The following is a 26,523-nucleotide window of genomic DNA, read 5'->3' as shown; positions in this document are numbered from 1 at the left end:
TGGTGATTACTTCACCGCAGGGCCAACCTCGACCGTGATCGTGGAGCCGTTCCCGGCCTCCTTGATGATCTTGATCTTGGTGTTGGTGTCAGTGACCTTGACGCCCGCGGTCGGGGTCGCCGCGTCGTAGTACGTGTGGGTGTGGTCATTGAAGACCGGCACCCCCGGACGCGACGGGATCCGGGTCGCGACGTCCGCGTTGTGCAGCGTCATGCCGTCCGTGCGGAACCGGCTGAACGGCGAGTCGTAGGACTGGATGCGGTTGCGCATCAGCGTGCCGTCGGACCACTTCAGCGGGGTCGGGTGGGAGTCGACCGGGAGGAGCAGGCCGACACCGGGGTGCTGGCTGGTGTTGTTGTCCGCCTGGGAGGTGTCCCACTTCCAGATCAACAGGCCGTTCTGGTACGGGTAGTGCTCCACCCAGCTCGGACGGGTCGTCGAGAAGCCGAAGTTGTACGGGCCGGTCTTCAGGGTCTTGTCGTACGACACGTACTGGCGGTTCTCGGCGATGTAGTACTGCGCGTAGTCGTCCGTGATGGAGGCGCCGATGCGCTTGAAGCCCTTCGTCCGCCAGGCGGCGTCCGCGCTCTCGGCGTTGTCGGAGAACAGCGCCGTGCCGTCGGCGGTCACGGTGATCCGGTCGGCCGCGAAGCCCTTCTGGGCCACGCCGCCGTCCGTCTGGTAGCGGAAGCGCAGGTCGATCTTCTTGCCCGCGTAGGCGTCGAGCGGGAAGACCAGCTTCTTGTAACCGTCCGCCGTGCCGGTCAGCGCGGGCTTGCCGCTGGCGTCACGCGGGAGCGCCGCACCGTCGACGGTGCCGTCGATCGCGGTCCAGTTGGCGCCGCCGTCGGTGGAGACCTCGGTGTAGAGGTAGTCGTACTCGGCCTCGATGTCGTACCAGCCGTCGAGGGTGAGCGATGCGGCGGACTTGCCGGTCAGGTCCACGGAGCGGGCCAGCGTGTTGGCGAGGTTGTCGCCGCTGCCGCTCCACCACTGGTTCGCGCCCTGCGCCGGGGCGACGATCTCCGTGGTGACCTTCTTCTTGGGCAGCTCGACCACGAGGGCCTGCTTGTGCCGGGTGTTGTACTCGGCCAGACCCAGCTTGTGCTCGGACTCCGTCGCGGCCTGCGCCGTGTCGTACTTGAGCCAGCCCAGCTGCAACTTGTCCCAGGCGGTCATGTCGCCGGGCATGTCGCCGATGTTGTCGCCGCCGGTGCCGAGCCAGGAACCGGAGGACATCAGGGTCCAGTAGCCGGTGGAGTTGTCGCCGTTGCCGGTGGTGTCGTAGTGGTCCGGCAGACCGAGGTCGTGGCCGTACTCGTGGGCGAAGACGCCCAGGCCGCCGTTCTCCGGCTGGACCGTGTAGTCGCCGACCCAGATGCCGGTGTCGCCGATCTGCGCGCCGCCCAGCTTGTTGCCCTCGGGGCCGGTGGCACCCGCGTCGGTGCCGAACGCGTACCAGCGGTGGGCCCAGATCGCGTCGGTGCCCTGCGCGCCGCCGCCCGCGGACTCGTCCTCACCCGCGTGCACGATCTGGAAGTGGTCGATGTAGCCGTCGGCCTCGTTGAAGTCGCCGTCGCCGTCGAAGTCGTAGCGGTCCCACTGGTCGAACCGGGTGACGGCCGCCTTGATCTCGGCGTCGGTCTTCCCAGCTGCCTTCTGCTGGGAGACCCACGCGTTCAGACCGTCGCTGACGACGTTCCAGACGCTGGAGCAGTTGGTCTGGCCGCAGGCGTTGTTGCCGTAACGGGCCTCGTTGTAGGGGACCTTGACCCAGTCGGAGACCTGGCCCTCGATCGAGTAGCGGCCCGAGGACTGCTTCTCGTAGTAGGTCTTCATCGACGCGGTGCCGTCGCCGAAGTAGAGGTCCTGGTAGTGGGCCTGGTTGTAGTCCGCCTGCCAGGCCGTGGAGTTGTCCTGGGTGCGGTCGGGCTCGGCTATCTGGTTGTGCGCCGGGCCGGGCGTGCCGCCGAACTCGCTGATCTTGTCGCCGAACTCGACCAGGATGGTGAAGATCTTGTCGGTCTTCTCCCGGCCCAGCTCGACGTACTTGCTGTCGCCCTTCTTGCTCTTGAGCTCGACGACCTGCGAGCCCTCGCGCTCCTTCACCTTGGCCTTGCCGGATATGACCTGGTTCAGGGCCTCTTCGCGCTGCGCCTCCTGGGTCTTGCTCAGGGGGCCTTCCAGGTCATGCTCGGCGTGAGTGTGCTCCGCCGGGTCGTGCCGCTCCACGGACGCCGCCGGCGCGCCTTCGTCGGCCTGAGCCACCGCGAAGGTCGAGAACGTCGCCGCGGCGGTCGCGAGCGCGACGGTGGTTGCCGCCGCTCTGAACGTCCAGGGTCTACTGGTCACTTGAGATCCTCCCCCGCGTTCGAGCGCGCGGAAGGAAGGGTCCTGGTCATGGAGGGCCGCGCGCGCGTGATCAACGCGTGTAGTCAAGTGACGACATTTGACTAGAGGTTAAGCAGAAAAAACAGACCTTGACTTGAACAGGTCAATTGCACTATGCGGAGTTGGTGTCCGCTTTACGAACACGGGCACTTCGGCCAACGGGCGCGTGCACCTGTCCACTTGATGGACGCCATGACTCCGTGCGCCCCCTGTGCACCGGCACTGTTGGTTAGGTCACGCTTACGGTTTGTTCCCCTCGGGCATGCACGCGGTTAGAGTCGGATGGCGGAACGCCCGGACGTCGGCGGAAAGCCAGGCCGAGACCCCCGTGCACCCCTGATTCCGAGGACACGATGATCATGCCTCGTCCGACTGCCGCACAGCTCGCCTACGGCTCGTGCACCGTGATCTTCTCCACGCTCGCCATGCTGCTGCTGTCACAGACGAGTTCGGGTGCGGGGATCGCGGTCATCGCCGTCTCGGCGCTCCTGCTCGGGCTGCTGGTCGCCATGACGGTCCCCATGCCGAAGAAGCCCCGCGTGGTTGCGGTCCGCAAGCCGGCCGGCGCGCAACAGGAACAGACCGAGGAACCGGTGCTCAGCCAGTCCTGACCCCCGTCAGCCGCCGGTACTGACCACCACCGTCTTCGCCGACTTGTCGTGCAGGCCCTGCTTGTAGGGCCGGTCGAAGAAGCTCCAGCCGCCGGAGATCGCGGTCCAGATACAGGCGCAGCAGAACGCGAACGGGATCCACAGCACCGCCGCCCGGATCAGCGCGGACTGCACGGACGGCGTGGCGCCGTTGTCGAGGTTGGCCACCCGCATGTTGAGCAGCTTCTTGCCGAGCGTCTGCCCCGTCTGGGCGGTCATGAAGGTGTCGTAGCCGATGAAGAGCACGGCGGCGATGACCGACTGCGCGAGGGACTTGCTGTACTCCACCTTGTCGGCGTCCGTGTCGTACTCGCTGACGCCGAAGCCCCACGTGAGCAGCCAGACGACGACACCCACCAGGATCATGTCGATGATGCGCGCCAGCGTGCGCTTGCCGCTGTCGGCGAGCGGGGGCATCCCGGCGAGCGGATCAGGGCGTGCCCCGCCACCGCCGTACGGGTCACCCCCGTAGGGGCCACCGCCGTAGGGGCCGCCGCCGTAGGGGCCGCCGCCGTAGGGGCCGCCGCCACCGTAGGGGGGGCGGGGGCTGGCTGCCGTACGGCGGCTGATCGCCGTACGGCGAACCCGAGCCCCCGGACGGCGGGGGCTGCTTCCTGAACGGGTCGTCTTCCGGGGGTTGCTGACCGGAGCCGGGAGGCGGTTCGCTGCTCATGGGCCGAGTCGACCGCGAACCGTGCGGCTTCGCATCTGGCGCGGGGCCGTCCGGAGTACGGAAATCAGATGGGCCGTACGGCGTATGCGCTCAGCCGGCGACGAACGTACGTGCCGCCTTGTCGTGCAGGCACTGGTGCCACGGCCGGTCGAACAGGCACCACAGCACGCCGACGACCCCGATGACGAGCAGGCCGGGGATGCTGTAGACGAGCCAGCGGCGCAGGGCCGCGCCGAACTCCGGGGGCTCGTGCGCCTCGATGTCCCGCACCTCCAGGCCGAGCAGCTTCTTGCCCAGGGTGCGGCCCCACTTGGCGGTCGGCAGGACCTCGTAGACGACGCCGAAGAGGAGCAGCACGGCCAGCACGATGCCGAGATACACCGACGTGGTGCCGTCCAGCAGCCAGACGGTGACCGTCTCGCCGGAGAGCTTGGCGGCGTCGATCTTTTCGTTGACGTGGTCGATCGCCTTGGTGCCCAGCGGCACGGCGGCCACGGCGGTGACGGCGGCCAGCACCACGGTGTCCAGCAGCCGCGCGGCCAGCCGCTTGCCGAGGCCCGCGGGGCGGGCGGAGGCCTGGCGCAGGGCGGCCGCCGCGAAGGGGTCCTCCCGCGGGGGCTTCCACGGGGCGACCGGCTGGTCCTCGCCGGACGGGCCGGCGAGGCGGTGGACCTGCTGGGCCCAGGAGGACTGACCGCCGCCCGGTCCGCTGGTCATCGGAGCGGCGGGCGCGGCGGCAGCGGCCGGGGGCTGCGGTCCGCCGGACTGCTGGGGAAGGCCCGGGGCAGCCTGCTGCGGGCCGGCGAGGGGCGTGGGGGCCGGGGAGCCGGGCTGGGCGGCGGAGGCGGCCTGAGCGCCTCCCTGGGCCGGTGCCTGGCCTTGGGCCTGGGCGAGGGCGGCACGCTCGGCGGCGGCCTTCCCTGCGCCGAAGCCGGGGCCCTGCGGGGCGCTCGCCGCCGAGGGGCGGTCGGCCTCCGGACGTGCGGCGCCCGCACCGGCGGACGCGCCCGTGCTTCCGGCCTGCGCCCCGGCCGCCCCGGCCTGCTGACCCGTGCGCGGGGACAGCGCGCGGATGGCCATGGTGCCGTCGACGGGAGCGGGGCCGCCGGGGGCCGGGACCCGGGGAGCGGCCTGGCCCGGAGTGCCGGCGGCGGGCGCTCCCCCGGACTCGGCCACCGGCCGGCGGATCATGAAGGTGTCGCCGGAGGCGGCGTCCGGGGCGGCCTGGCCGTCCGGGTGAGCCGGGTCGGCCGTGGCCGCCGCCGCGCGCGGGTCCGTCGGGTCGGTGCCCTGCGCGCCGCCCCAGGAGACCCGGCGGCCCTGGTCGCCGCCGAAGCCGGACTGGTGGGCACGGTCGGCACCCCAGGCGGACGCCGGCTCGGGGCGGCTGCCGTGCTGGGCACCGGCCGCGGGCTCCGCGGCCGACTCCTCGTCGAAGAAGTGCGGGCCCGTCTCCTCGACCGAGGCGGCCGGAGTGGCCGGGGCCGGTGAGGCGGGTGAGGCGGGTGAGGCGGGCTGCGCCGGGTGCGCGCCCGGCGGCGGGGAGAGCGGTTCGCCGTCCGTCGGGGCCGGACGGCTGGTGCCCGGCACCCAGGAGGCACCGTTCCAGTACCGGACATATCCAGGAATGGACGGGTCCGGGTAATACCCTTCGCGGGGCCTGTCGTCACCGGGGGCCGGGGTTGGGGCGCTCATGTCCGTCGTCCGGTATCTGCTCGAGGGTCTATTGGGGTCCTCCACATCTATCAGACCGGCGCAACAAGCACTGCCGGTCCCGCAGGACCCACCCCTTTCCGGGCAACCTCGCACACGGACTTCTCACGGATCGGAACCCGACGGGAACAGGCCCGGAAAAAAGTTCCGCGAACCCGCGTAATGATCCAGCCCCCTGCTCCCTCTCCACTCGTACGGGCCCACCTGCACGGCCCGTACGAGTCACCAGAGAGGACATATTCACCATGCACCACACCGTGGTGGAGCGCGAGCTGGAGCTCAAGCTGATCCTGTCGCCGGAGCGCAGCGTTCCCGTCCCGGCCCGGCTGGTCTACCGCAGCGACGACCCGTACGCCGTCCATGTCACCTTCCACATCAACTCCGACCACCCCGTGCACTGGACCTTCTCCCGCGATCTGCTGATCGAGGGGGTCTTCAGGCCGTGCGGGCACGGGGACGTACGGGTGTGGCCGACGAAGGCCGAGGGCCGCAGTGTCGTGCTGATGGCGCTCACCTCACCGGACGGGGACGCCCTGCTGGAGGCCCCGGCGCCGCAGGTGTCGGCGTGGCTGGAGCGGACGTTGCGGATGGTGCCGCCGGGGACCGAGGGCGAGCAGCTGGGGATCGACGACGCGCTCGATCAGCTGCTCGCCCAGTGAGCCGTACGGGTGCCGAGCCGGCACGGGGAGGTCAGAACAGCTTGCCCGGGTTGAGGATGCCCAGCGGGTCGAAGACCTGCTTGACCGCCCGCTGCATCTCGATGCCCACCGGGCCGATCTCGCGCGCCAGCCACTCCTTCTTCAGGACGCCCACGCCGTGCTCGCCGGTGATGGTGCCGCCGAGTTCCAGGCCGAGGGCCATGATCTCGTCGAAGGACTCGCGGGCGCGCCGGGACTCGTCGGCGTCGGCCGCGTCGAAGCACACGGTGGGGTGGGTATTGCCGTCCCCCGCGTGCGCGACGACCCCGATGGTGAGCTGGTGCTTCTCGGCGATCCGCTCGACGCCCTCGATCAGGTCGCCGAGCCGGGACCGGGGCACGCACACGTCGTCGATCATCGTCACGCCGCGCACCGCTTCGAGCGCGGTGAGGGACAGCCGGCGGGCCTGGAGGAGGAGTTCGGACTCGGCCGCGTCGTCGGCCGGGACCACCTGGGTGGCGCCGGCCGCCTCGCACAGCGCGCCGACGGCGGCGAGGTCGGGGGCGGGGTCCGGGGTGTCGAAGGCGGCCAGCAGCAGGGCCTCCGTCGTCTCCGGCAGTCCCATGTGCGCCAGGTCGTTGACGGCCTTGACCGTCGTACGGTCCATCAGTTCGAGCAGTGACGGGACGTGCCCGCCGGCCATGATCCGGCACACCGCGTCGCAGGCCGCCGCCGCGGAGGCGAACTCCGCGGCGAGGACGAGCTGCCGCGGTGGCTGCGGCTTCAGCGCCAGGACGGCCCGTACGACGATGCCGAGCGAGCCCTCGGAGCCGACGAAGAGCCGGGTCAGGTCGTAGCCCGCGACGCCCTTGGCGGTACGCCGACCGGTGGACATCAGGCGTCCGTCGGCGAGGACGACGTCCAGCCCGAGGACGTACTCGGCCGTCACCCCGTACTTCACACAGCACAGGCCGCCCGACGCGGTGCCGATGTTGCCGCCGATCGTGCACATCTCCCAGCTGGAGGGGTCCGGCGGGTAGTACAGGCCGTGTTCGCCCACCGCGCGGGAGAGGGTGGCGTTGATGACGCCGGGCTCGACGACGGCGATGCGGTCGACGGGGTTGATCTCCAGGATGCGGTCCATTTTGGTCAGGGACAGCACGATGCAGCCGTCGGTGGCGTTGGCCCCGCCCGACAGGCCCGTGCGGGCGCCCTGTGGGACGACGGGCACGCGCAGCGCGGTGGCGGTGCGCATGACGTGCTGGACTTCTTCCACGGTGCGCGGCAGCACGACCACGGCGGGGGCGCCGGCCGGGCAGAAGCTGGCCATGTCGTTGGCGTAGGAGGCCGTGACGTCGGGGTCGGTCAGGACGGCCTCGGCGGGCAGACCCGCGAGCAGCCGCTCGGTGAGGTCACCCCGGTCCTGGTCGGGTGCGGCTTCGATACGGCTCATGATCACAGCGTGGCACCCGGGGCCATCGGTGTGAACCCCGCGTACGGCAGCCGCCGTAACGCGCGGTGTGGTCGTCATATTGACGCACAGTGAGCGCCATGGAGAACGACGCCTTGGACGACGCCCCCGACACGCCGGACCGCCGGCGCGTCCGACGGCGGGTGCTGATCGCCTCGGTGGCGGGATGTGCCGTGCTCGGCGGAGTGCTGGCGCTGCTGCCCTGGGGGCCGGGCGAGCCGCGGGGAGCCTCGCCGGCGCCGGGGGCGCAGGCGCTGGCCGCGGTCACCAGCGGGGTGCCGGCCGCGCTGCCCGATCTGGCGGTGCTGATCGACGAGCGGGAGGCCCGGCTGCGGGCACACCCCGAGGACTTCCGGTCGTGGGCGGTGCTGGGGGCGGCGTATGTGGAGCAGGGGCGGCGGACCGCGCAGCCGGTGAACTACCCGAAGGCCGAGAAGGCGCTGCGTACGTCGCTGAAGCTGCGGGCCAGGAACGCCGAGGCACTGGACGGCATGGCGGCGCTGGCGAACGCGCGGCGGGACTTCCGGGCGGCGCGGACGTGGGGCGAGGCGGCGCTGCGGGCGGACCGCACGCGCTGGACGACGTATCCGCTGCTGATCGACGCCTACACGGGGCTGGGTGACCACAAGGCGGCCAAGCGGACCCTGGACCGGCTGCTGAAGCTGCGCTCGGGACCGGCGGTGCGGGCGCGGGCGGCGGCCGTCTACCGGGACCGGGGCCGGCGGGAGGACGCGGCGGCGGCGCTCTCCGACGCGGCGGCGGCAGCTCGGGCCCCGGCCGAGCGGGCAGCCTATCTGGAACGGGGCGGGCAACTCGCCTGGGAGCGCGGCGACCTGGACGTGGCCCTGCGGCACTTCCAGGAGGCGGTGCGCCTCGACCCCGACCAGCGGGCGGCGCTCGCCGGGCAGGGGCGGACGCTGGCGGCACTGGGCCGCACGACGGAGGCGCTGAACGCCTACCGGGTGGCTCTCGCCAAGCAGCCGTGCCCCGAGTACGCGCTGGAACTGGGCGAGTTGTACGAGTCGCTGGGGCTCGGTCAGGCGGCCCGGGTCCAGTACGACCTGCTGCGCGAGCGGGTGCGGCTCGCCGCGGCCGGCGGGGTGGACGAGGAGCTGGTGCTGGGCCTGTTCGAGGCCGACCACGGCGACGCGCGGTCCGCCGTACGCCGCCTGCGGGCCGAGTGGCGACGCCAGCCGGGGGTCGCGGTGGCCGACGCGCTGGGCTGGGCGCTGCACCGGGCCGGGGAGAACAAGGAGGCCCTGAAGTTCGCGAGGCTGGCGACCGACAGGGAGCGCGGGGGTACGGTGCGCAGCGCGCTGTACGTGTACCACCGGGGGATGATCGAGCGGGAACTGAAGCTGACGGGGCCCGCACGACGGCACCTGGAGGAGGCCCTGCGCATCAATCCCCGCTTCTCCCCGACGAGGGCACCCCTGGCCGAGGCGGCGCTGAAGGAGCTGGGGGAGCCGTCGGTGGAGGACGTGCCGGACATGGACGGGAAGGCCGGGCGGGGTGAACGGACGGGAGTGAACGGGCGGGGGTGAACGGGCGGGGGTGAACGGGGACGCTCCTCCCACGCTCCCGCTCCCGGTCTACGACCCGCGCTTCTCCTTGACGAAGATCGAGAAGCGGCGTGCTCCCAGGTTGCCGGAGGCGAAGCCGAGGTACACGCGTGGGTTCGAGCCGCCGCGCACCGCGATGCCCTCCGGTTCGCGGTGGGTGAGGCTGTAGCCGGCCTCGGTGCGCTCCTGCTGGAGCAGTTCGCCGGTGTGGATGTCGAGGCTGGACACATGCGTGTTGCCCCGCCGCGCGACCGGGTTGGTCTTCGCGTCGTAGGCCGTGCCCGCCAGCTGGTAGACGCAGTCGCGGTGGAGGGCGTAGCCCTGGAAGGGGATCCTGGGGTCGGGGTGGGCGCCGGTCTGGGCGAAGTCCGCGAGGGGGTTGTCGTAGGCGCGGGCGACGAAGGCGTCGAGGTCCCAGACGCGGTAGCGGGGCTCCTTGGCCGCGGTGCGGTAGCGCACGGCGATGCGCCGGGAGGCCATGCACACCGAGGGCTGGTTGTTGACGGAGCCAGGTATGGGGTGGCGGATCTTGACGTCCGCGCCGGTGCGGACGGCCCCGTTCGCGAAGTGGAAGCGGGTGACGCCCTGCCCGTAGCCGTTCTCGGCGTCGGCCTCGGTCCAGATCCAGGTGCTGCCGTCGGTGTCGTCGCGTTGCAGGCCCATGCTGACGCCGTGGCCGAAGCCCTTCAGGTACATGTGGCCCAGCCGGTTGCCCTTGTAGTCGAGCCTGTTCAGGCACAGGTCGCCGGCCGCGTGGCCGCCGGCGGTGACCTGGAGGACGTACAGGTGCTTGTGCGCCTCGTCGAAGGCGAACGACTGGAGCACCGTCGGCTCCTTCAGCGTGCCCTTCTGCCACAGCCAGCGGTGCGACGGCACAGCCAGGTTGATGCGCGTAGTCACTGAAGCCCCCAGATCCTGTGGATGCCCCCGTGGCACCCACAGGACATGAGAGCGTCAACCGCCGTCCGTTGGTTGCATGTTCTACGAAGTCACAGCTGCCCCACAGGCCTCAGCGGCCTCAGAGGTTGCCGCGCTTCGCCTGCTCCCGTTCGATCGCCTCGAAGAGCGCCTTGAAGTTGCCCTTGCCGAAGCCCATCGAGCCGTGCCGCTCGATGAGTTCGAAGAAGACGGTCGGGCGGTCCTGGACCGGCTTGGTGAAGATCTGCAGCAGGTAGCCGTCCTCGTCGCGGTCCGCGAGGATCTTCAGCTCGCGCAGGGTCTCGACGGGCACCCGGGTGTCGCCGACCCACTCGCCGAGGGTGTCGTAGTACGAGTCGGGGGTGTCGAGGAACTGGACGCCGGCCGCGCGCATGGTGCGGACCGTCTGCACGATGTCGTTGGTGTTCAGCGCGATGTGCTGGACGCCCGCGCCGCCGTAGAACTCCAGGTACTCGTCGATCTGGGACTTCTTCTTGGCGATGGCGGGCTCGTTGATCGGGAACTTGACCTTGAGCGTGCCGTCGGCCACGACCTTCGACATCAGCGCGCTGTACTCGGTCGCGATGTCGTCGCCCACGAACTCCTTCATGTTCGTGAAGCCCATGACCTTGTTGTAGAAGCCGACCCACTCGTTCATCCGGCCGAGCTCGACGTTGCCGACGCAGTGGTCGATGGCCTGGAAGGTGCGCTGGGCGGGCGGCTCGACCATCGGCGCGGCGGCGACGTAACCCGGCAGGTACGGGCCGTCGTAGCCGGTGCGCTCGACGAGGGTGTGGCGGGTCTCGCCGTACGTCGCGATGGCGGCCAGGACGACGGTGCCGTGCTCGTCCTTCAGCTCGTAGGGCTCGGCCACCGAGCGGGCGCCGTGTTCGAGGGCGTAGGCGTACGCGGCGCGCGCGTCCGGGACCTCGATCGCGAGGTCGATGACGCCGTCGCCGTGCTCGGCCACGTGCTGGGCGAGGAAGTGGCCCCAGGTGGTGGCGGGCTTGATGACGGAGGTGAGGACGAAGCGGGCGGAGCCGTTCTCCAGCACATAGCTCGCGGTCTCGCGGCTGCCGTTCTCCGGTCCGGAGTAGGCCACGAGGCGCATGCCGAAGGCGGTCGAGTAGTAGTGCGCCGCCTGCTTGGCGTTGCCCACGGCGAAGACGACCGCGTCCATTCCCTTGACCGGGAAGGGGTCGGCCTGCCGTGCGGTGTCGGGAGTGTGGTGTGTGGTCTGCGTCATAGGCGCAGCCTCACTCCGATGCGGCAAGGTGCGCAATAGTTCGCTCGATCACTGGGCAATATGACCAGTGCAGTGCTCGTTTCTGCGAGCCTTCTGTACAGGATGACCACTTCGAGCGATGAGACAGGGCAGGCTGCTGTGGCGATCGATCATCTGGACGGGCGGATCATCGTGCTGCTGGCGCGGGAGCCACGGATCGGGGTGCTGGAGATGTCCCGGCGGCTGGGAGTGGCTCGCGGGACCGTGCAGGCGCGGCTCGACCGGCTTCAGTCGAACGGAGTCATCCGCGGATTCGGTCCCGAGGTGGATCCGGCCGCCCTCGGGTATCCGGTCACGGCGTTCGCCACGCTGCAGATCCGGCAGGGCCAAGGAGCGGACGTACGGGCCCACTTGGCGACCGTGCCGGAGGTGCTGGAGCTGCACACCACCACCGGGACCGGGGACATGCTGTGCCGTCTCGTGGCGCGCTCCAACGCCGATCTCCAGCGTGTGATCGACCGGGTTGTCGGTTTCGATGGGATCGTCCGGGCCTCCACCGCGATCGTGATGGAGAACCCCGTCCCGCTGCGGATCATCCCGCTGGTGGAGCAGGCGGCGGAGGACCGGGAGACCTAGCCGACCCGACCCGGGGTGGTGCGCGCGTGTGAACTTCTGGGAGTACCTGGGCAACCGCCACCAGCAGTTGCTCGCCGACGCCTACCAGCACGCCAGCGCCGTCTTCCAGTGCATGGTCGTGGCGACCCTGCTCGGGGTGCTGCTCGGTGTCGCCACCTATCGCAGCGAATGGGCGGGGAACCTCGCCACCACGGCCACTTCGACCGTGCTGACCGTTCCGGCGCTCGCCATGATCGGTCTGCTCGTCCCGGTCGTGGGGCTGGGCGTCGCGCCCACGGTGGTCGCGCTGACGCTGTACGGGCTGCTGCCGATCGTGCGCAACGCGATCGTCGGGCTGCGCGGCGTCGACCCGTCGCTGGTGGACGCGGCCCGGGGCATCGGCATGTCCCGGCTCGCCCGGCTGCTGAAGGTGGAGCTGCCGCTGGCCTGGCCGCCGATCCTGACCGGGATCCGGGTCTCGACGCAGATGCTGATGGGCATCGCGGCGATCGCTGCGTACGCCTCCGGGCCCGGCCTCGGCAATGTGATCTTCCGTGGTCTCGCCTCGCTGGGCAGCGCCAACGCGCTCAACCAGGTGCTCGCGGGCACGCTAGGGATCATCGTCCTGGCGCTGCTGTTCGACGCCGCGTACGTCCTGATCGGACGGCTCACCATCCCCAGGGGGATCCGTGTCTGAGAACGGCAGTCACAGGGGCGATCACGGTGCCTCCATCGAGCTGGAGAACCTGACCAAGCGGTACTCCGGCAATCCGCAGCCGGCCGTGGACAACGTGAGCATGGAGATCAAGGCGGGCGAGGTCGTCATCTTCGTCGGCCCCTCGGGCTGCGGGAAGTCGACCACGCTCAAGATGATCAACCGGCTGATCGAACCGAGCGGTGGCCGTATCCGCATCAACGGCGAGGACGTCACCGACATCGACCCGGTGAAGCTGCGCCGGAAGGTCGGCTACGCGATCCAGTCCGCCGGGCTCTTCCCGCACATGACGGTCGCGCAGAACATCGCACTCGTGCCGAAGATGATCGGCTGGCCGAAGGCACGGATCAGCGCGCGGACCGAGGAACTGCTCGACCTCGTCGGGCTCGACCCCGGCGAGTTCCACGGCCGCTACCCGCGCCAGCTCTCCGGCGGCCAGCAGCAGCGCGTGGGCGTGGCGCGGGCGCTGGCGGCCGATCCCCCGGTGCTGCTGATGGACGAGCCGTTCGGGGCGGTCGACCCGATCACCCGTGACCACCTCCAGGACGAGTTGATCAGGCTGCAGCACGAGCTGCACAAGACGATCGTCTTCGTCACCCACGACTTCGACGAGGCGATCAAGCTCGGTGACCGCATCGCCGTGTTGCGCGAGCGGTCCCACATCGCCCAGTTCGACACCCCGGAGGCCATCCTCACCAACCCGGCGGACGACTTCGTGTCCGGGTTCGTGGGCGCGGGCGCGGCGCTGAAGCGGCTGAACCTGACCCGCGTACGGGATGTGGAGATCACCGACTATCCGACGGCGACCGTCGACGACCCGCTCCAGGAGATCTTCAACCGGCTGCGGGCGAGCGGCACGAACGAGGTTCTGCTGCTCGACAAGCGCGGGCGGCCGTACAAGTGGCTGCGGCGCGGCGACATGATGCGGGCCAAGGGTTCGCTGGCGCGGGCGGGCACGCTCGTGCACGACACAGTGACCAGGGACGCGACCCTGCGGGACGCGCTGGAGGCGGTGCTGACGGACAACGCGGGCCGGGTGGCGGTGACCGGGCGGCGCGGCGAGTACACCGGCGTCGTCGACATGGAGACGCTCATGAACTCCGTGCACGAGCTGCTGGAGGCCGACCGGCTGGAGGCGCTGGAGGCCCAGCACGAGCTGGAGGTCGCCCGGACCGGCCGTACGCACGCCGAGCAGGAGGGCGAGGGAGGGGGGAGGAAAGCGTGAGCGCTCCCGAGGCCCCCGGCCTGGCGGACACGGAGGAGGAGACCGCGCCGGCCCCCGCTCCCCCGAAACCGCCCGCCCGTAAGGTGAGCCGGCAGAAACTGACCGTCCTGCCCGCCTTCCTCGTCGCCCTCCTGCTCGCGACCTGGCTGTGGTTCCAGCAGGCCGACCTCGATGCCGTCTCCGAGAACGCGCTGACCGACGGCCAGGTCTCCCAGGCCCTGTGGGAGCACGTCGAACTCACGGTGATCTCCACCTTCTTCGTGCTGGTCATCGCGATCCCGCTGGGCATTGTGCTCACCCGGCGGGCGTTCCGCAGAGCGACCCCGGTGGCCATGGCGATCGCCAACATGGGCCAGGCGACCCCCGCGATCGGTCTCCTCGCCCTGCTGGTGATCTGGCTGGGCATCGGCCGCAAGGCCGCCCTGATCGGCATGATCGCCTACGCCGTCCTGCCCGTGCTGTCCAACACGATCGCCGGCCTGAAGGCGAACGACCCCACGCTGCTGGAGGCGGCGCGCGGCATCGGCATGTCCCCCCTGGGGGTGCTGACCCGGGTGGAGCTGCCGCTGGCGGTCCCGCTGATCCTGGCGGGCGTGCGGACGGCCCTGGTGCTCAACGTCGGTACGGCGACCCTGGCGGTGTTCGGCGGAGGCGGCGGGCTGGGCGTGCTGATCACGGCCGGCATCACCAACCAGCGGATGCCGGTGCTGGTGCTGGGCTCGATCCTCACGGTCGCCCTCGCCCTGCTGGTGGACTGGCTGGCGTCACTGGCCGAACTGCTGCTGAGGCCACGGGGGTTGGAGGCATGAGGCGGCATACGGCCCTGCTGGCGGCGGGGCTGCTGATGACGGTCTCGGGCTGCGGCCTGACCAGCGGCTCCCCCATGGTCGACGATGTGCGGGCCGGCCTGATCGGCCGCGGGGAACCGCTGAAGGGCGCCAGCCTGACGGTGACGTCGAAGTCGTTCACCGAGCAGCTCATCCTCGGCGCGATCATGGGCATCGCCTTCGAGGCGGCCGGCGCGGAAGTGCTCGACCGCACCGGCATCCAGGGCTCCATCGGCAGCCGCGAGGCGGTCGTCAAGGGCGAGGCCGACGCCGGGTACGAGTACACGGGCACGGCCTGGATCACGTACCTCGGCCACAGCGAGCCCATTCCCGACCCGCGTGCGCAGTGGGAGGCGGTGCGCGAGGCCGACGCGAAGAACGGGGTGAGCTGGCTGGCGCCCTCCGCGCTGAACAACACCTACGCCCTGGCGATGAACCAGGAGAACCACAAGAAGTACGGCACGAACACGCTGTCCGACGTCGCCGCGCTGTCCAAGTCCGACCCCGGCGCCGTGACGCTGTGCGTGGAGGTCGAGTTCGCCAACCGGGCGGACGGGCTGCGGGGCATGCGGCAGGAGTACGGGATGAACGTGCCGACCGGGGACATCACCCAGATGGACACCGGGATCATCTACACCCAGGCCGCGAAGGGGAGTTGCGTCTACGGCGAGGTCTTCACGACGGACGGGCGCATCAACTCCATGAACCTGGTGGTGATGCAGGACGACAAGAAGTTCTTCCCCAACTACAACGCCGCCCCGATGATCAACTCCCGGACCCTGAAGAAGTGGCCGGCGATCGCGGACGTCCTCGACCCGATCACCAGGAAGCTGAACAACTCCGTGGCACGGGACCTGAACGCCAGGGTGGACGTGGAGGGGGAGGATCCGCACCAGGTGGCGCTGGACTGGATGAAGGATGAGGGGTTTGTGAAGTAGGGGGCGGCCGGAGGGGTTGACGGCGGTCCAGGAGCGGCAGCTCGCGAGCCGACTCGCGCCGTAGCCGCTGCCTGCTAGCAGCTAGCCGCTAGCAGGCAGGTACCGAACCCTTCCCCGACTCCAGTGCCTCCAGCGCGCTCACCGCGCCCTTCAGCGTGGTCACCGGGATCAGCCGCAGGCCCTTCGGCAGTTCGGCCTTCGCGTCGGAGCACTCGTCCTTCGGTACCAGGAAGACCGTCGCCCCGTCCCGCCTGGCCGCCTGCGTCTTCAGGGCCACGCCGCCGACCGCGCCGACCTTGCCGCCGGCGTCGATCGTGCCCGTACCGGCGATGGTGCGGCCGCCGGTGAGGTCGCCGCCGTCGCCGTCGCCCTTCAGCTTGTCGACGATCCCCAGGGAGAACAGGAGGCCGGCGCTGGGGCCGCCCACGTCCGCGAGCCTCAGGGTGACCTTGATGTTCTTGTCCTTCAGGTCCAGGTGGTTCAGCGCGGCCTCGGTGGCGGCGTTCTGGGACTGCTTCATCTGCTCGGTGTTGTACTGCTCGATCTCCCGGGTGCTCTTGCCGCTCGGATAGACCGAGTCACGCGGCATGACCGCCCTGTCGGTGCGGAACCAGGCGTCGATCACGTCGCCGAGCGTCACGTCCACGTCGGGGGACGTGGCCACGATCGTCGTCATACGCAGCTGGCCGCTCGTCTCACGGGTCGGCGCACCGGAGATGGTGATCACCGGGTCGCCCTCGTCCTCGCCCAGTACGTTCGTGGTCTGACCGGGCTGCGCCAGCGAGAACGGCAGCGGCGCGAAGGCGGCCGTGGCGAGCAGGGCCACGACCGGCAGGGCGCAGACGGCGACGGCTCGGGGGCGCGTGAGGCGAGAGAACACGGGATCAATCTAACGTGGTGGTGAGTTCCGGCCAGGCCCAGGTCCGAGCTGCCCGGGTTGCCCCCGTCAGGTCACCTACAGGTCTCGCCGTTCCCTGGTGAAGCGCCGCAGCGCCTCGGGCAGCGGTTCGACGCCGATGCCCGGCGACCGTGGCACCGGAAGATGGCCGTCGACCAGCACGAACGGCTCGGTGATGTCCTCGGCGAAGTAGCGGCTGGACGCCGAGGTGTCCCCGGGGAGCGTGCAGCCGGGCAGGGCCGCGAGCGCCAGGTTCGGTGCGCGGCCGATGCCCGTCTCCAGCATGCCGCCGCACCACGCCGGCACCCCGTGCGCCTGGGCCACGTCATGGACCCGCCGCGCCTCCAGGTATCCCCCGACCCGGGCGGGCTTCACGTTCACGGCCCGGCACGCGTCCATCGCGATCGCGGACGCGGTGTCGCGGGCGCCCCGCAGGGACTCGTCCAGGCAGACGGGGGTCGTGAGGCGCTGCTGGAGGCGGGCGTGGGCGTACAGGTCGTGCTCCGCGAGCGGCTCCTCGATCAGCAGCAGCCCGAACTCGTCCAGCCGCCGCAGCTGCCCGGCGTCCGCGAGCGTGTACGCCGTGTTGGCGTCGACCTGGAGCGGCAGCCCGTCCCCGAAGCGCTCGCGCACGGCCCGTACCGGCGCCAGGTCCCAGCCGGGCTCGATCTTCAGCTTGATCCGCACATAGCCCTCGGCGAGATACCCCTCGACGGCGTCCAGCAACTCGGCGATCGTCGGCTTGATCCCGACCGACACCCCGGCCGGCACCCGCTCCCGCACCGCCCCCAGATACGTCGCCAGCGACATCCCGTACGACCGCAGCTCCGCGTCGAGGACGGCCGTCTCCAGCGCCGCCTTCGCCAGTTCATGCCCCTTGATCCTCGCCAGGGCGGGCGCGAGGGCGGCCGTGGTGAGCGCGGGCAGGGCCCGGGCACGCGGCAGCAGGAAGTCGCGCAGCACGATCTGCGCACCGGCCACGAACTCCGAGCAGTACAGCGGCTCGGGGTCGGCCGCGAACTCCGACCAGCCCTCGGCCGTGTCCGTGACGAGGTGCAGCAGGAAGGTGTCCTTCGTGGTCATCGTGCCGAAGGAGGTACGGAAGGGGCTGACGAGGGGGATCGCCACATGGACGATCTCGACACGCTCCAGTTTCACGCGGCGGCCTCCCCGCGGGTGAGCGTGTACCAGCCGTCGCGGGACATCGCCGTCGCCAGAAACCCGTCGGCGAAGGCCTTGGTGAACACCTCGCGCACGGCCCGCCGCCAGCGCAGCGCCAGCTCGGGGTCGGCGGCCCGCAGCGCCACCGCGTCGTCCGGTACGCGGCACCATATGCGCCGGTCGTCCAGGGCCCGGCGGGCGAGCGGGGCGCCGTCGGGGGCGGTGTGCGTGGTGGCTGCGGCGTGCCGGTCGCCCGCGTCGTCGTCCGGTTCCTCGTACGACGGTGAGGGCGCCGCCAGCTGCCAGGTCATCGCCAGCCGGTCGCTCTCGTCGCCGTCGTTGACGCCGTCGGCCATGGGGCCGTAGAAGTCGACGAGGTACTCGGTGCCGACGGCGCCCAGCTTGACCAGGTTGAAGCGGGCGTTACGGCCGACCAGCGGATCGAAGGTCCAGCGCATGCTCCGGGCCCCGTGTTCCAGGGCCCACTCCCGCTGGGCCTGCTTGACCTGGAACCCGAGCCCCCGTTCGGCGGCGGTCAGCAGGGAGTACGTCTCTCTCGACGCGGGCGGCCCGAACACCGCGACGGACGCCCCGACCAGCCTCGCCCCCTCGTGGGCGGCATGCACCGCGCCGCCCGCGTGGGCGAGGCTGTTCAGTGTTTCGGGCAGTAACGGCGGTGCGCTCCGCGGCGAGTTCCATACGTCACTGAAGTAGTCGGCGACGGCCGCGAACCCGGCGACATCGTGGACGGTGCGGATGCTGAGTGAGGTCATGCGTCGAGTGTCGGAGGCGGTGACGGCCCTGCCTAGAGCGCACGCGGGCCGCCGTCGCCGGCCGGACACCCCTCAGCGCAGGGCCTCCGCCACCTCCCGCGCCGCGTCCACGACCCGCGGCCCCACCCGCTCCGGCACCGCGTCGGCGAGCATCACCACACCCACGCTGCCCTCGACCCCCGTGACCCCGAGCAGCGGCGCGGCGGCCCCGCTCGCTCCGGCCTCGAGCTCGCCGTGGGTCAGGGTGTACCCCGGCTCCCGCATCGGCTGCTGCCGCGCGGAGAGGATCGCCCGGCCCGCGGCCCCGCGGTCCAGCGGGTGCCGGAAACCGGCCCGATAGGCCACGTGGTAGTCCGTCCACGTCGGCTCGACCACGGCGACGGCCAGCGCCTCCGTACCGTCCACCAGCGTCAGATGGGCCGTCGCCCCGATGTCCTCGGCCAGCGAGCGCAGGGCGGGCAGCGCGGCCTCGCGGACCAGGGGGTGCACCTGGCGGCCCAGGCGCAGCACCCCGAGCCCCACCCGGGCACGGCCGCCCAGGTCACGGCGTACGAGGGCGTGTTGTTCCAGCGTGGCGAGCAACCGGTACACCACGGTCCGGTTCACGCCCAGTTTGTTGGAAAGCTCGGTGACGGTCAGCCCGTGGTCCGTATCGGCCAGCAGCTTGAGGACGCGCAGTCCCCGGTCGAGCGTCTGAGAGGTCTCCGCGGTCACGACGCCCACTCCTTAGTGGTGAGGTCGGCGGCCCCCTCGCGGCGGATGCGTCACCGAGTCCCGTCAGTGACGCGCTTCAGAGGCCGCCGATCGGCCGGCGGCCCGGCCTGTACCGGACCGCGTCGCTTCACGGCTGCGCTCCGCGGCGGCGCTGCCACGGGGCGTGTGCGTAGCGGGACATTAGCGAAGGCGGTTCGCTGAGCGGAAGGCTCCGTCCAGAATCCGGGCAGTGGCCGGGACGGACTACTCCCGTTGATCCTGATATATGCGGCGCGTGAGCGCCCAAAGGGGCGCGCGGCTGGGTCGATGTGCGGCTCCGCCGCGTGGGCGCGACAGGCCACAACCGGCTCGCAGCCGTCCGTCACCGCATCCGGGTCGCCCACTCCTGCACCTTGGCGATGCGCTGCCGCAGCTGCCCCGCCGTGGCCTCGGCGCTCGGCGGCCCGCCGCACACCCGCCGCAGCTCGGTGTGGATCACACCGTGCGGCTTGCCGCTCTGATGGACGTACGCGCCGACCATCGTGTTGAGCTGCTTGCGGAGCTCCATCAGCTCCTTGTGCGTGACCACCGGCCGCCGCTCGGCGGGCAGTTCGAGCAGATCGGCCTCGGTGTCCGGCTTCTTGCGGCTGTGCGCGATCTGCCGGGCCTGCCGCTTCTGCAGCAGCAGCTGGACCTGCTCGGGCTCCAGCAGTCCGGGAATGCCGAGGTAGTCCTGCTCCTCCTCGCTGCCCGGGTGGGCCTGCATGCCGAACTCGGCGCCGTCGTAGAGGACCCGGTCGAAGACGGCATCGGACTCCAGCGCCTCGAACGGCAGCATGTCCTGCTCGCCGGTGTCCTCGTCCTGCTCCTTGTTCGCCTCCTCCATCTCCTTCTCGGACTCGGCGTACGGGTCCTCCTCGCCCTCCTTCTTCGGCTTGTCGAGGGCGTGGTCGCGCTCGACCTCCATCTCGTTGGCGAAGGTGAGCAGGTCGGGGATGGTCGGCAGGAAGACGGAGGCGGTCTCGCCGCGCCGCCGGGACCGTACGAAACGGCCGACGGCCTGGGCGAAGAAGAGCGGGGTGGAGATGGTGGTGGCGTACACGCCGACCGCGAGCCGAGGCACGTCGACACCCTCGGACACCATCCGCACGGCGACCATCCACCGGTCGTTGTTGTTGCTGAACTCGTCGATACGGTCGGACGCCCCGGCGTCGTCGGAGAGCACGAGGGTCGCCTTGGTACCCGTGATCTCCCGGATGAGCTTGGCGTAGGCGCGCGCGGAGTCCTGGTCGGAGGCGATGACGAGCGCGCCGGCGTCCGGGATGGCCTTCCTGACCTCGGTAAGCCGCTGGTCGGCGGCGCGCAGCACGGCGGGCATCCAGTCCCCCCGCGGGTCCAGAGCCGTTCGCCAGGCCTGGCTGACGGCGTCCTTGGTCATCGGCTCGCCGAGCCGGGCGGCGATCTCGTCGCCCGCCTTGGTCCGCCAGCGCATGTTGCCGCTGTAGGAGAGGAAGATGACGGGCCGAACGACACCGTCCGCGAGCGCGGAGCCGTACCCGTACGTGTAGTCGGCGGCGGACCGCCGGATGCCCGCGTTGTCCTCCTCGTACGTCACGAAGGGGATGGGGTTGGTGTCGGAGCGGAAGGGCGTACCGGTGAGGGCGAGCCGTCGCGTGGCCGGCTCGAAGGCCTCCAGGCAGGCCTCGCCCCAGGACTTGGAGTCACCGGCGTGGTGGATCTCGTCGAGGATGACGAGCGTCTTGCGCTGCTCGACCCGGTTGCGGTGCAGCATGGGCCGCACGCCCACACCCGCGTACGTCACGGCGACGCCGTGGTACTCCTTGCCGAGCGGCCCCGCGCTGTACTCGGGGTCGAGCTTGATGCCTATCCGCCCGGCCGCCTCCGCCCACTGCTTCTTCAGATGCTCGGTCGGCGCGACCACGGTGACCTGCTGCACGACATGGTGGTGCAGCAGCCAGGAGGCGAGGGTGAGAGCGAAGGTCGTCTTCCCGGCGCCGGGCGTGGCGACCGCGAGGAAGTCACGCGGCTGCTCCTGGACGTACTTCTCCATCGCCCCCTGCTGCCAGGCACGCAGCTTGCTGGCGGTGCCCCAGGGGGCGCGGCCGGGGAAGGCGGGGGAAAGGTGGTGGGAGGAGGAGGCGGCGGTGGTAGTCACGGTCTCCGGTTCGTGGGGTCGGCGGCTCGGCTGGGTATGACAACCGGGCCACCCTACCGGCGGGCCGCCCCTATGCACGCGCCAACGAGGCTGGGCCACCGGCGGGTGGGACCGAGGTCACATCCCTTACTCCGTCAGGCCCCGCAGAGCCTCGGCGATCACCTTCACTTCTTCCAGGCTCCCGGTCGCCACCGCGATGACGAGGCGCTCGGCCGCGTCGATGTCCGGGCGCAACTGCACGTCGTTCATCGCCAGGAAGACGACGCAGGACACCCATGCCGTGCGCTTGTTGCCGTCGAGGAAGGGATGGTTGACGGCAAGCGACTGCAGCAGGGCCGCCGCCTTGCCGAACAGGTCGGTATAGGCCTCCTGCCCGAACATCGAGGCGGAGGGGCGATGCACGGCCGACTCCAGCAGCCCCGCATCGCGTACGACGACGTCCTGGTCATCGACGGCGTGCTCGGCGATGGCCAGGACGTCCTCGGCCGACAGATAGACACATGTCACTTGAGCCGCTCCAGCAGCTCGGCCCACTTGGCGGTCTGCTCCTTCGCAGCCTTCCGGACCAGCGCCTCGTGAGCCGTCCTGGCCAGGTAGTCGTCCACGGCCCTCAGCAGTATGGCGTGCATGCTGGTGCCCTCCGCCTCGGCGCGCAGCTTCAGTGCTTCGGTCTGGTCGTCACGGAGACGCAGGTTCATGGCCATACCAAAACGGTACCATGTGAGGGGGTCGCATTGGGGTCACATTGGTACCAGTCAGGAATGCGAGGCCCGCAACCGCGTAGTCACCCAAGCCCCCGCCAACGCCACCCCCGCCATCGGCAGGAACACCGCCGCGAACGCCGCCGGATGCGACCCCGAACCGGCCACCTCCACCGCCGTATGACTCACCGCACCCCCGCCCAGCGCGGCGAACGCGGCGCCGCCCGCCGAGAGGAGGACGACGTTGGAGAGGGCGTCGGAGATCTGGAGCGCGGCCGAGTTGGTACCGGCCTCCTCGGGGGCGGAGAGGTGAAGCAGGAGCACGCTGCTGGAGGAGATCACCAGCCCCATCCCGAAGCACCCGAACGCCCACGACACGGCGACGGTCCAGGCGGGCACGGAGTCGATCAGCACACTCGGCGCCGCAGCGATCGCGGCGGCGACCAGCAGCATCCCGACCGTCATCAACCGCTCCCGGTACGGCTCCACCCTCGGCCGCGACTGCACCCACGACGCCAGCGCCCACGTCACCCCACCCGCCGCGAGCGAGAACCCGGCGAGCGTCGGCGACAGCCCCCGCTGGGTGACCAGCATCAACGGCACGAAGGACTCCGCGGCGATGAACGACCCCGCGGCGACCCCGCGCAACAGCACCACGGACGGCAGCCCGCGCACCGCCCGGTACGTGCCGCGCGGGAGCAGCCCGAGCACGGCCGGAACGAGGAGCGCGGCGCCGAGGACGCCGGGGACGAGCGAGAACCAGCGCAGGTCCTGGGCGGCGTACTGCAACAGCCCCGCCCCGAGGGAGATACCGAGGGCGAGCCGGATACGCCGCCGGTCGAAGGAGGCGCTGCCCGCCGAGTCGTCGACCGGCCCTGCCGCCCGGCGCCGTATCTGCGGCAGCGCGAGCGCGAGCGGGAACACGACGAGCACCGGAATCCCGACGAACACCCAGCGCCAGCCCAGATGCTCGGTCACCGCCCCCGAGGCCAGCGGCCCCACGATCGACGGCACGACCCAGCTCGCGGCGAACGCCGCCATGATCGCCGGCCGCAACCGCTCGGAGTAGGCCCGCCCGACGACGACGTACAGCGCGACGATGACCAGTCCCCCGCCGAGCCCCTGCACGGCCCGCCCGAGAATGAACACCCACATGACCCCGGCGGTCCCGGAGAGCAGCAGCCCGGCCCCGAAGGCCGCGATCCCCGTCGTCAGCGCCCCCAACGGCCCCCGCCGGTCCGACCACTGCCCCGCGAGCACCATCCCGAACAGGCTGGTGGTGAAGTACCCCGAGAACGCGAACGCGTACAACGACACCCCGTCCAGCTCCCGCGCCGCGACCGGCATCGCCGTCCCGACGGCCGTCGCCTCGAAGGCGATCAGCAGCACGACGGAGACGATCCCGATACTGAGGGCCCGATGAGACCGGCTCAGCACGCTCTCCGCGTCCTCGGGAACCGAGGGGACGGCGGATGTCTTCGCGACGTCGGCATCGCGCGGCTCGTCGAGGGGAGTCATGGTCGCCAGCGTAAGGGCCACAACTGACATTGACCCCTGTCGAGAGGCGGCCCAGCCCTGAGACCTTGGTCGTACGACCGCCGGCGATCTACCAACAGACAGCAGCACAACCCCAGCCGCCCTCCAGCTGTCCAGGACATGACCGAACGGCAATCCTCCGGTCGCCGTGCTTCCTGTCCCGACGAGGAGACCAACCCGTGCGCCAGCGCATCCGCCCCTCGCACATCCGCCGCTCGGCGGCCTTCGTGGCCGCTGCCGCGGTCGTCTCGGCCCTTCCCGCGGTCGCCGCTCCCACGGCGTTCGCCGAGGAGGGTGAGCCCTCTGTGGTGATCTCGAATCTGCCGAGCGCGTCTCCCAAGCCCGGCGAGGTGTACGACGAGTCCGTCGTCCTCACCAACAACGGCACCGCGGCCGCGGACGGCGTCACCTTCCGGATCCGGCTGACCCGGGGGCTCGACTTCCCCGAGTCCGTGCAGGGCTGCACCTACTCGACCGTCGGGGACCAGGTCAGGCAGGCGCTCTGCGAGCTCGACACCGTCATCGAACCCGGTGCCTCCATCGAGACGCCCGTACGGTTCAAGGCACTGCCCCACGCGCTGATGGAAGCCGTCGAGTACGGCACCGGACCCACCGGCGAGACGCCGGTCGAGGGCTTCAGCGACAGCTACCGGCGCCTGGCCCTGACCGCGGACAGCACGGCCGACCTCGCCGCGGTCGGCGAGTGGACCGAGGCGCTGGCCGGGAACAAGCAGTCGGTCACGGTGCGGCTCCGCAACGACGGTCCCGGCTGGATCCAGAACAACGAGAGCGACGACCAGCCGGCGCTCATGGTGCAGATCCCGCCGGGCGCCTCCGCCGTGGAGGTGCCCAAGGACTGCGCGCCGTTCGCCATCGACGGCCCGTCCGGCCCCGGCGGAACGCCCGGCAAGCCCACGTACGTCTGCTCCCCCGCCGACCACACCATCGAGGTCGGCGAGTCGCTCGCCTACACCTTCATGCTGAAGATCGACGCCGGCGTGCGGGGCACCATCAAGGGCGAGGTGAAGGCGACCTCCGTCTACGACATCCACCCGGTGTTCGACAAGAACACCGCCAACGACAAGGACTGGCTCCGCATCGACATCCCGACCGACTACGAGGACGGCCCCACCACCTCCGGCGGCTCCTCCACCGGCGGCGGCTCGACGGACGGCGGCTCCACGACGGGTGGCGACGGCAACGACCCCGTCGGCCAGTCCACCGGCGGCACGGGCGGAACAGGCGGCACGGGCACGGCCGGCTCCCCGTCGGCCGGCGGCTCCGGCACCGGAACGGTCAACGGCAACCTGGCGAGCACCGGCTCCGACGGCACCCCGCTGCTCGCCGGTGCCGCAGCCGCCGCGGCAGCCCTCGGCGGTGTCCTGGTCGTGGCCGTACGGCGGCGGCGCTCGATCACCGAGTCCTCCTGACGGCGCCGGTACCCGGCCTCAGGGATACGGCGTCGTCCGTGCGACGTGGGCCTGGAGCAGGTGCGGCGAGGTCCCTCGCCCTCGCCGGGGTCTCGGTGATCAGCCTGCCGCCCAGGCCCCCGTCGCGCGCCTCCAGGACGACGTCCAGCCGCCAACTCGCCGGGTCCGCCCGGGCGGATGGTGATGTCGTCCGTACGGGCCTTGTGGATCTGTCGCACCACTGCCCGCCGGTCGTCTCACCGCACCCCGCCCACCGATTCGAGCACCCCGCTCGACTCGTCCTGGAACACCTCCGTCCAGTAGTGCCGGCCGTTTCTGCCGGCTCTGGTGCCGGTCGGGTCGACCGTCGACAGGACCTGGAGCATCGTCATGGCCAGTTGGTCGTATGTGCCGGTCGTCAGCTCGTGGCCCGACTCCTCGTCGATCGCCTGCTCGCGGTGGAGCAGCCAGAGCGTGAAGGCGAGGGTGGAGACATCCGTGTTCAGCGGGAACAGCCTCGCCTCGGGCTCGCTCCAGTTCAGGACCGCGCCCGTCTCGCCGTCGACGAGCAGGCTGTTGTCCTCGACGAGGGGGCCGAGGCGTATCAAGTGGTCGGCGTGGGAGGGGAGTTCGGTAGTCGGGTTCTCGTCGGCGTAGTACTCGGCCAGCGTCTGCAGCGGCACATCGATGTCGAGGGAGAACAAGTAGCCGTCCTCCGGCAGGCCCACCTCGCGCAGGAAGCGGCGGGTCGGCTCGTGCGTGAGCGTGGCGGGGAAGTCGACGTCCTCGAAGCGCGCGACCTTGCCCTGGCCGAACTCCTGGTCCAGCAGGCGCGGCGGCAGGTCCAGGGCCAGCCCGGACGCGCCGGCCCGGCCCGCCACGAGCGTCAGGGGGCGGATCAGGGCCGCCATCTTCCACAACGGCGCCGGCTCGCCGTCCGTGCCCTCCTCGAACACCGCCAGCAGGTGCCGCGAGGCCTCCGCGACCGCCTGCGGGCCGTAACGGCCGACGTAGGAGGCGAACTGGCCGCGCAGGCCCGCCAGTTCGTCCGTCGCCTCCGCGAAGCGGACCAGTGTGCGCAGGGACGGGGCGAGGGGGCGGCGGTCCATCAGGTCGGGGCGGTCGTGCAGGAAGTGCGTCGTCGAGACCTCGCCGGTCGCGCCGTCGAGCAGGACCGACTCCGTCTCCAGGCCGCCGGGGCCGAGCAGTCCGCCTATCACCAGCTGGTCGCGCAGCTCCGCCGCCAGCCGGCCGTCCGGATCACCCGTCGAGTCCGCCACCGTCCGCAGGCCCTCGCGGCACAGCTCGGCAAAGCTCAACACGCCGCTGTCGCCGGGCAGTCCGGGTCCCGTCAGCCAGCGCCGCGTCGACGCGTGCGTGACGTACGGGCCCAGTTCGGCCTCGGTCAGGATGATCGCCGTATCACCGGCGTATGTCGTCATCGTCGTGCTCATGGCTCCCCCGCATGCGCTTGCTCACCGCCCCGGGCAGCGGGACACGGCCGACCGGCCGACCCACCGGAACCGGCGGCCGTCCCACTGCTCAGAACACTACGCGCCACCACTGACAACGACCCTGGGATCAGCCCGACCACATCAGAAAGCCGGGATCGGCA

23 protein-coding genes and 1 pseudogene are annotated in these 26,523 nt (G+C 71.0%); 9 read left to right on the top strand and 15 right to left on the bottom strand.

The genetic code is table 11. From position 1 onward, the window contains the following. Positions 1-6: 6 nt before the first annotated feature. Positions 7-2,352, bottom strand: coding sequence for an immune inhibitor A domain-containing protein (locus AQI70_RS33170; protein ID WP_208607496.1), 2,346 nt, complete (start codon positions 2,350-2,352; stop codon positions 7-9). Positions 2,353-2,750: 398 nt separating this feature from the next. Here AQI70_RS33170 and AQI70_RS33165 point away from each other — a divergent pair, with 398 nt between their 5' ends. Further along, a complete protein-coding gene (locus AQI70_RS33165; RefSeq protein WP_062156218.1) occupies positions 2,751-3,002 on the top strand; it encodes a hypothetical protein in 252 nt (83 codons plus the stop codon). 6 nt (positions 3,003-3,008) lie between these two features. Here AQI70_RS33165 and AQI70_RS38015 read toward each other — a convergent pair. Both AQI70_RS38015 and AQI70_RS33155 read right to left on the bottom strand, forming a co-directional pair. Then, positions 3,009-3,714 (bottom strand): annotated as a pseudogene (locus tag AQI70_RS38015) (RDD family protein). Between the two features lie 90 nt (positions 3,715-3,804). After that, the gene (locus tag AQI70_RS33155; protein WP_062156151.1) at positions 3,805-5,409 is read right to left on the bottom strand and encodes an RDD family protein; all 1,605 of its coding nucleotides are present in this window, start codon (positions 5,407-5,409) and stop codon (positions 3,805-3,807) included. A 263-nt stretch (positions 5,410-5,672) separates the two neighbouring features. Between AQI70_RS33155 and AQI70_RS33150 the strand changes: the two genes are divergently transcribed. Further along, positions 5,673-6,086, top strand: coding sequence for an SsgA family sporulation/cell division regulator (locus AQI70_RS33150; RefSeq protein WP_062156150.1), 414 nt, complete (start codon positions 5,673-5,675; stop codon positions 6,084-6,086). A 31-nt stretch (positions 6,087-6,117) separates the two neighbouring features. Here the strand turns inward: AQI70_RS33150 and AQI70_RS33145 are convergent, their stop codons facing one another. Beyond that, a complete protein-coding gene (locus AQI70_RS33145; RefSeq protein WP_062156149.1) occupies positions 6,118-7,524 on the bottom strand; it encodes an FAD-binding oxidoreductase in 1,407 nt (468 codons plus the stop codon). Between the two features lie 92 nt (positions 7,525-7,616). Here AQI70_RS33145 and AQI70_RS33140 point away from each other — a divergent pair, with 92 nt between their 5' ends. Then, positions 7,617-9,080 (top strand): tetratricopeptide repeat protein, encoded by a 1,464-nt coding sequence (locus AQI70_RS33140; RefSeq protein WP_062156148.1) that lies wholly within the window; start codon positions 7,617-7,619, stop codon positions 9,078-9,080. A gap of 48 nt (positions 9,081-9,128) precedes the next feature. On the opposite strand, the gene AQI70_RS33135 is transcribed toward AQI70_RS33140, so the two are convergent. Then, positions 9,129-9,998 (bottom strand): phage baseplate protein, encoded by an 870-nt coding sequence (locus AQI70_RS33135; RefSeq protein ID WP_062156147.1) that lies wholly within the window; start codon positions 9,996-9,998, stop codon positions 9,129-9,131. A 118-nt stretch (positions 9,999-10,116) separates the two neighbouring features. Then, on the bottom strand, positions 10,117-11,262 hold the full coding sequence (gene hppD, locus AQI70_RS33130; protein WP_062156146.1) for a 4-hydroxyphenylpyruvate dioxygenase: 1,146 nt from the start codon (positions 11,260-11,262) through the stop codon (positions 10,117-10,119). Positions 11,263-11,400: 138 nt separating this feature from the next. Between hppD and AQI70_RS33125 the strand changes: the two genes are divergently transcribed. The 5 genes from AQI70_RS33125 to AQI70_RS33105 are packed head-to-tail and all read left to right on the top strand — an operon-like array spanning position 11,401 to position 15,561. Continuing rightward, complete coding sequence (locus AQI70_RS33125; RefSeq protein ID WP_004000902.1) at positions 11,401-11,877, top strand: Lrp/AsnC family transcriptional regulator; 477 nt, start codon at positions 11,401-11,403, stop codon at positions 11,875-11,877. A 28-nt stretch (positions 11,878-11,905) separates the two neighbouring features. After that, complete coding sequence (locus tag AQI70_RS33120) at positions 11,906-12,553, top strand: ABC transporter permease (protein ID WP_062156145.1); 648 nt, start codon at positions 11,906-11,908, stop codon at positions 12,551-12,553. Continuing rightward, positions 12,546-13,796, top strand: coding sequence for an ABC transporter ATP-binding protein (locus AQI70_RS33115; RefSeq protein ID WP_062156144.1), 1,251 nt, complete (start codon positions 12,546-12,548; stop codon positions 13,794-13,796). The genes AQI70_RS33120 and AQI70_RS33115 overlap by 8 nt, the downstream gene beginning before the upstream one ends. Next, positions 13,793-14,605 carry an ABC transporter permease gene (locus AQI70_RS33110; protein WP_062156143.1) on the top strand — a complete coding sequence of 271 codons (813 nt, stop codon included), beginning with the start codon at positions 13,793-13,795 and terminating at the stop codon, positions 14,603-14,605. The genes AQI70_RS33115 and AQI70_RS33110 overlap by 4 nt, the downstream gene beginning before the upstream one ends. Next, on the top strand, positions 14,602-15,561 hold the full coding sequence (locus AQI70_RS33105; RefSeq protein ID WP_062156142.1) for a glycine betaine ABC transporter substrate-binding protein: 960 nt from the start codon (positions 14,602-14,604) through the stop codon (positions 15,559-15,561). The genes AQI70_RS33110 and AQI70_RS33105 overlap by 4 nt, the downstream gene beginning before the upstream one ends. A gap of 88 nt (positions 15,562-15,649) precedes the next feature. Here the strand turns inward: AQI70_RS33105 and AQI70_RS33100 are convergent, their stop codons facing one another. From AQI70_RS33100 to AQI70_RS33065, 8 genes are all read right to left on the bottom strand, one after another. Further along, entirely contained in the window at positions 15,650-16,441 is a 792-nt protein-coding gene (locus AQI70_RS33100; protein ID WP_062156141.1) for a S16 family serine protease, read from the bottom strand. 75 nt (positions 16,442-16,516) lie between these two features. Then, entirely contained in the window at positions 16,517-17,617 is a 1,101-nt protein-coding gene (menC, locus tag AQI70_RS33095; RefSeq protein WP_062156140.1) for an o-succinylbenzoate synthase, read from the bottom strand. Then, complete coding sequence (locus tag AQI70_RS33090) at positions 17,614-18,393, bottom strand: hypothetical protein (RefSeq protein WP_062156139.1); 780 nt, start codon at positions 18,391-18,393, stop codon at positions 17,614-17,616. Before AQI70_RS33090 ends, menC begins: the two co-directional genes overlap by 4 nt. Positions 18,394-18,465: 72 nt before the next feature. Continuing rightward, complete coding sequence (locus AQI70_RS33085; RefSeq protein ID WP_037888473.1) at positions 18,466-19,107, bottom strand: IclR family transcriptional regulator; 642 nt, start codon at positions 19,105-19,107, stop codon at positions 18,466-18,468. Positions 19,108-19,468: 361 nt separating this feature from the next. Next, positions 19,469-21,262, bottom strand: coding sequence for a DEAD/DEAH box helicase (locus AQI70_RS33080; protein ID WP_062156138.1), 1,794 nt, complete (start codon positions 21,260-21,262; stop codon positions 19,469-19,471). Positions 21,263-21,388: 126 nt separating this feature from the next. After that, entirely contained in the window at positions 21,389-21,769 is a 381-nt protein-coding gene (locus AQI70_RS33075) for a type II toxin-antitoxin system death-on-curing family toxin (RefSeq protein ID WP_062156137.1), read from the bottom strand. Next, entirely contained in the window at positions 21,766-21,966 is a 201-nt protein-coding gene (locus AQI70_RS33070; protein WP_062156136.1) for a ribbon-helix-helix protein, CopG family, read from the bottom strand. Before AQI70_RS33070 ends, AQI70_RS33075 begins: the two co-directional genes overlap by 4 nt. Before the next feature lie 51 nt (positions 21,967-22,017). Next, positions 22,018-23,481 (bottom strand): MFS transporter, encoded by a 1,464-nt coding sequence (locus AQI70_RS33065; protein ID WP_062156217.1) that lies wholly within the window; start codon positions 23,479-23,481, stop codon positions 22,018-22,020. A 197-nt stretch (positions 23,482-23,678) separates the two neighbouring features. On the opposite strand from AQI70_RS33065, the gene AQI70_RS33060 reads away from it, so the two are divergent. Then, the gene (locus AQI70_RS33060) at positions 23,679-24,929 is read left to right on the top strand and encodes an LPXTG cell wall anchor domain-containing protein (protein WP_062156135.1); all 1,251 of its coding nucleotides are present in this window, start codon (positions 23,679-23,681) and stop codon (positions 24,927-24,929) included. A 236-nt stretch (positions 24,930-25,165) separates the two neighbouring features. On the opposite strand, the gene AQI70_RS33055 is transcribed toward AQI70_RS33060, so the two are convergent. Next, the gene (locus AQI70_RS33055) at positions 25,166-26,362 is read right to left on the bottom strand and encodes an SUKH-4 family immunity protein (protein ID WP_062156134.1); all 1,197 of its coding nucleotides are present in this window, start codon (positions 26,360-26,362) and stop codon (positions 25,166-25,168) included. Between the last annotated feature and the right edge of the window lie 161 nt (positions 26,363-26,523).

The organism is Streptomyces curacoi (genome assembly GCF_001513975.1).
Classification (GTDB): Bacteria; Actinomycetota; Actinomycetes; order Streptomycetales; family Streptomycetaceae; genus Streptomyces; species Streptomyces curacoi.
The sequence above is the reverse complement of the archived record's forward strand: the minus strand, read 5'-3'. Positions and strand labels throughout refer to the sequence as shown.

Coding starts and splice junctions, on each gene's coding strand:
- AQI70_RS33065 (WP_062156217.1), bottom strand. CDS start 23,481: ATGACTCCCCTCGACGAGCCGCGCGATGCCGACGTCGCGAAGACATCC.
- AQI70_RS33055 (WP_062156134.1), bottom strand. CDS start 26,362: ATGAGCACGACGATGACGACATACGCCGGTGATACGGCGATCATCCTG.
- AQI70_RS33150 (WP_062156150.1), top strand. CDS start 5,673: ATGCACCACACCGTGGTGGAGCGCGAGCTGGAGCTCAAGCTGATCCTG.
- AQI70_RS33090 (WP_062156139.1), bottom strand. CDS start 18,393: ATGACCTCACTCAGCATCCGCACCGTCCACGATGTCGCCGGGTTCGCG.
- AQI70_RS33105 (WP_062156142.1), top strand. CDS start 14,602: ATGAGGCGGCATACGGCCCTGCTGGCGGCGGGGCTGCTGATGACGGTC.
- AQI70_RS33155 (WP_062156151.1), bottom strand. CDS start 5,409: ATGAGCGCCCCAACCCCGGCCCCCGGTGACGACAGGCCCCGCGAAGGG.
- AQI70_RS33140 (WP_062156148.1), top strand. CDS start 7,617: ATGGAGAACGACGCCTTGGACGACGCCCCCGACACGCCGGACCGCCGG.
- AQI70_RS33070 (WP_062156136.1), bottom strand. CDS start 21,966: ATGGCCATGAACCTGCGTCTCCGTGACGACCAGACCGAAGCACTGAAG.
- hppD (WP_062156146.1), bottom strand. CDS start 11,262: ATGACGCAGACCACACACCACACTCCCGACACCGCACGGCAGGCCGAC.
- AQI70_RS33165 (WP_062156218.1), top strand. CDS start 2,751: ATGCCTCGTCCGACTGCCGCACAGCTCGCCTACGGCTCGTGCACCGTG.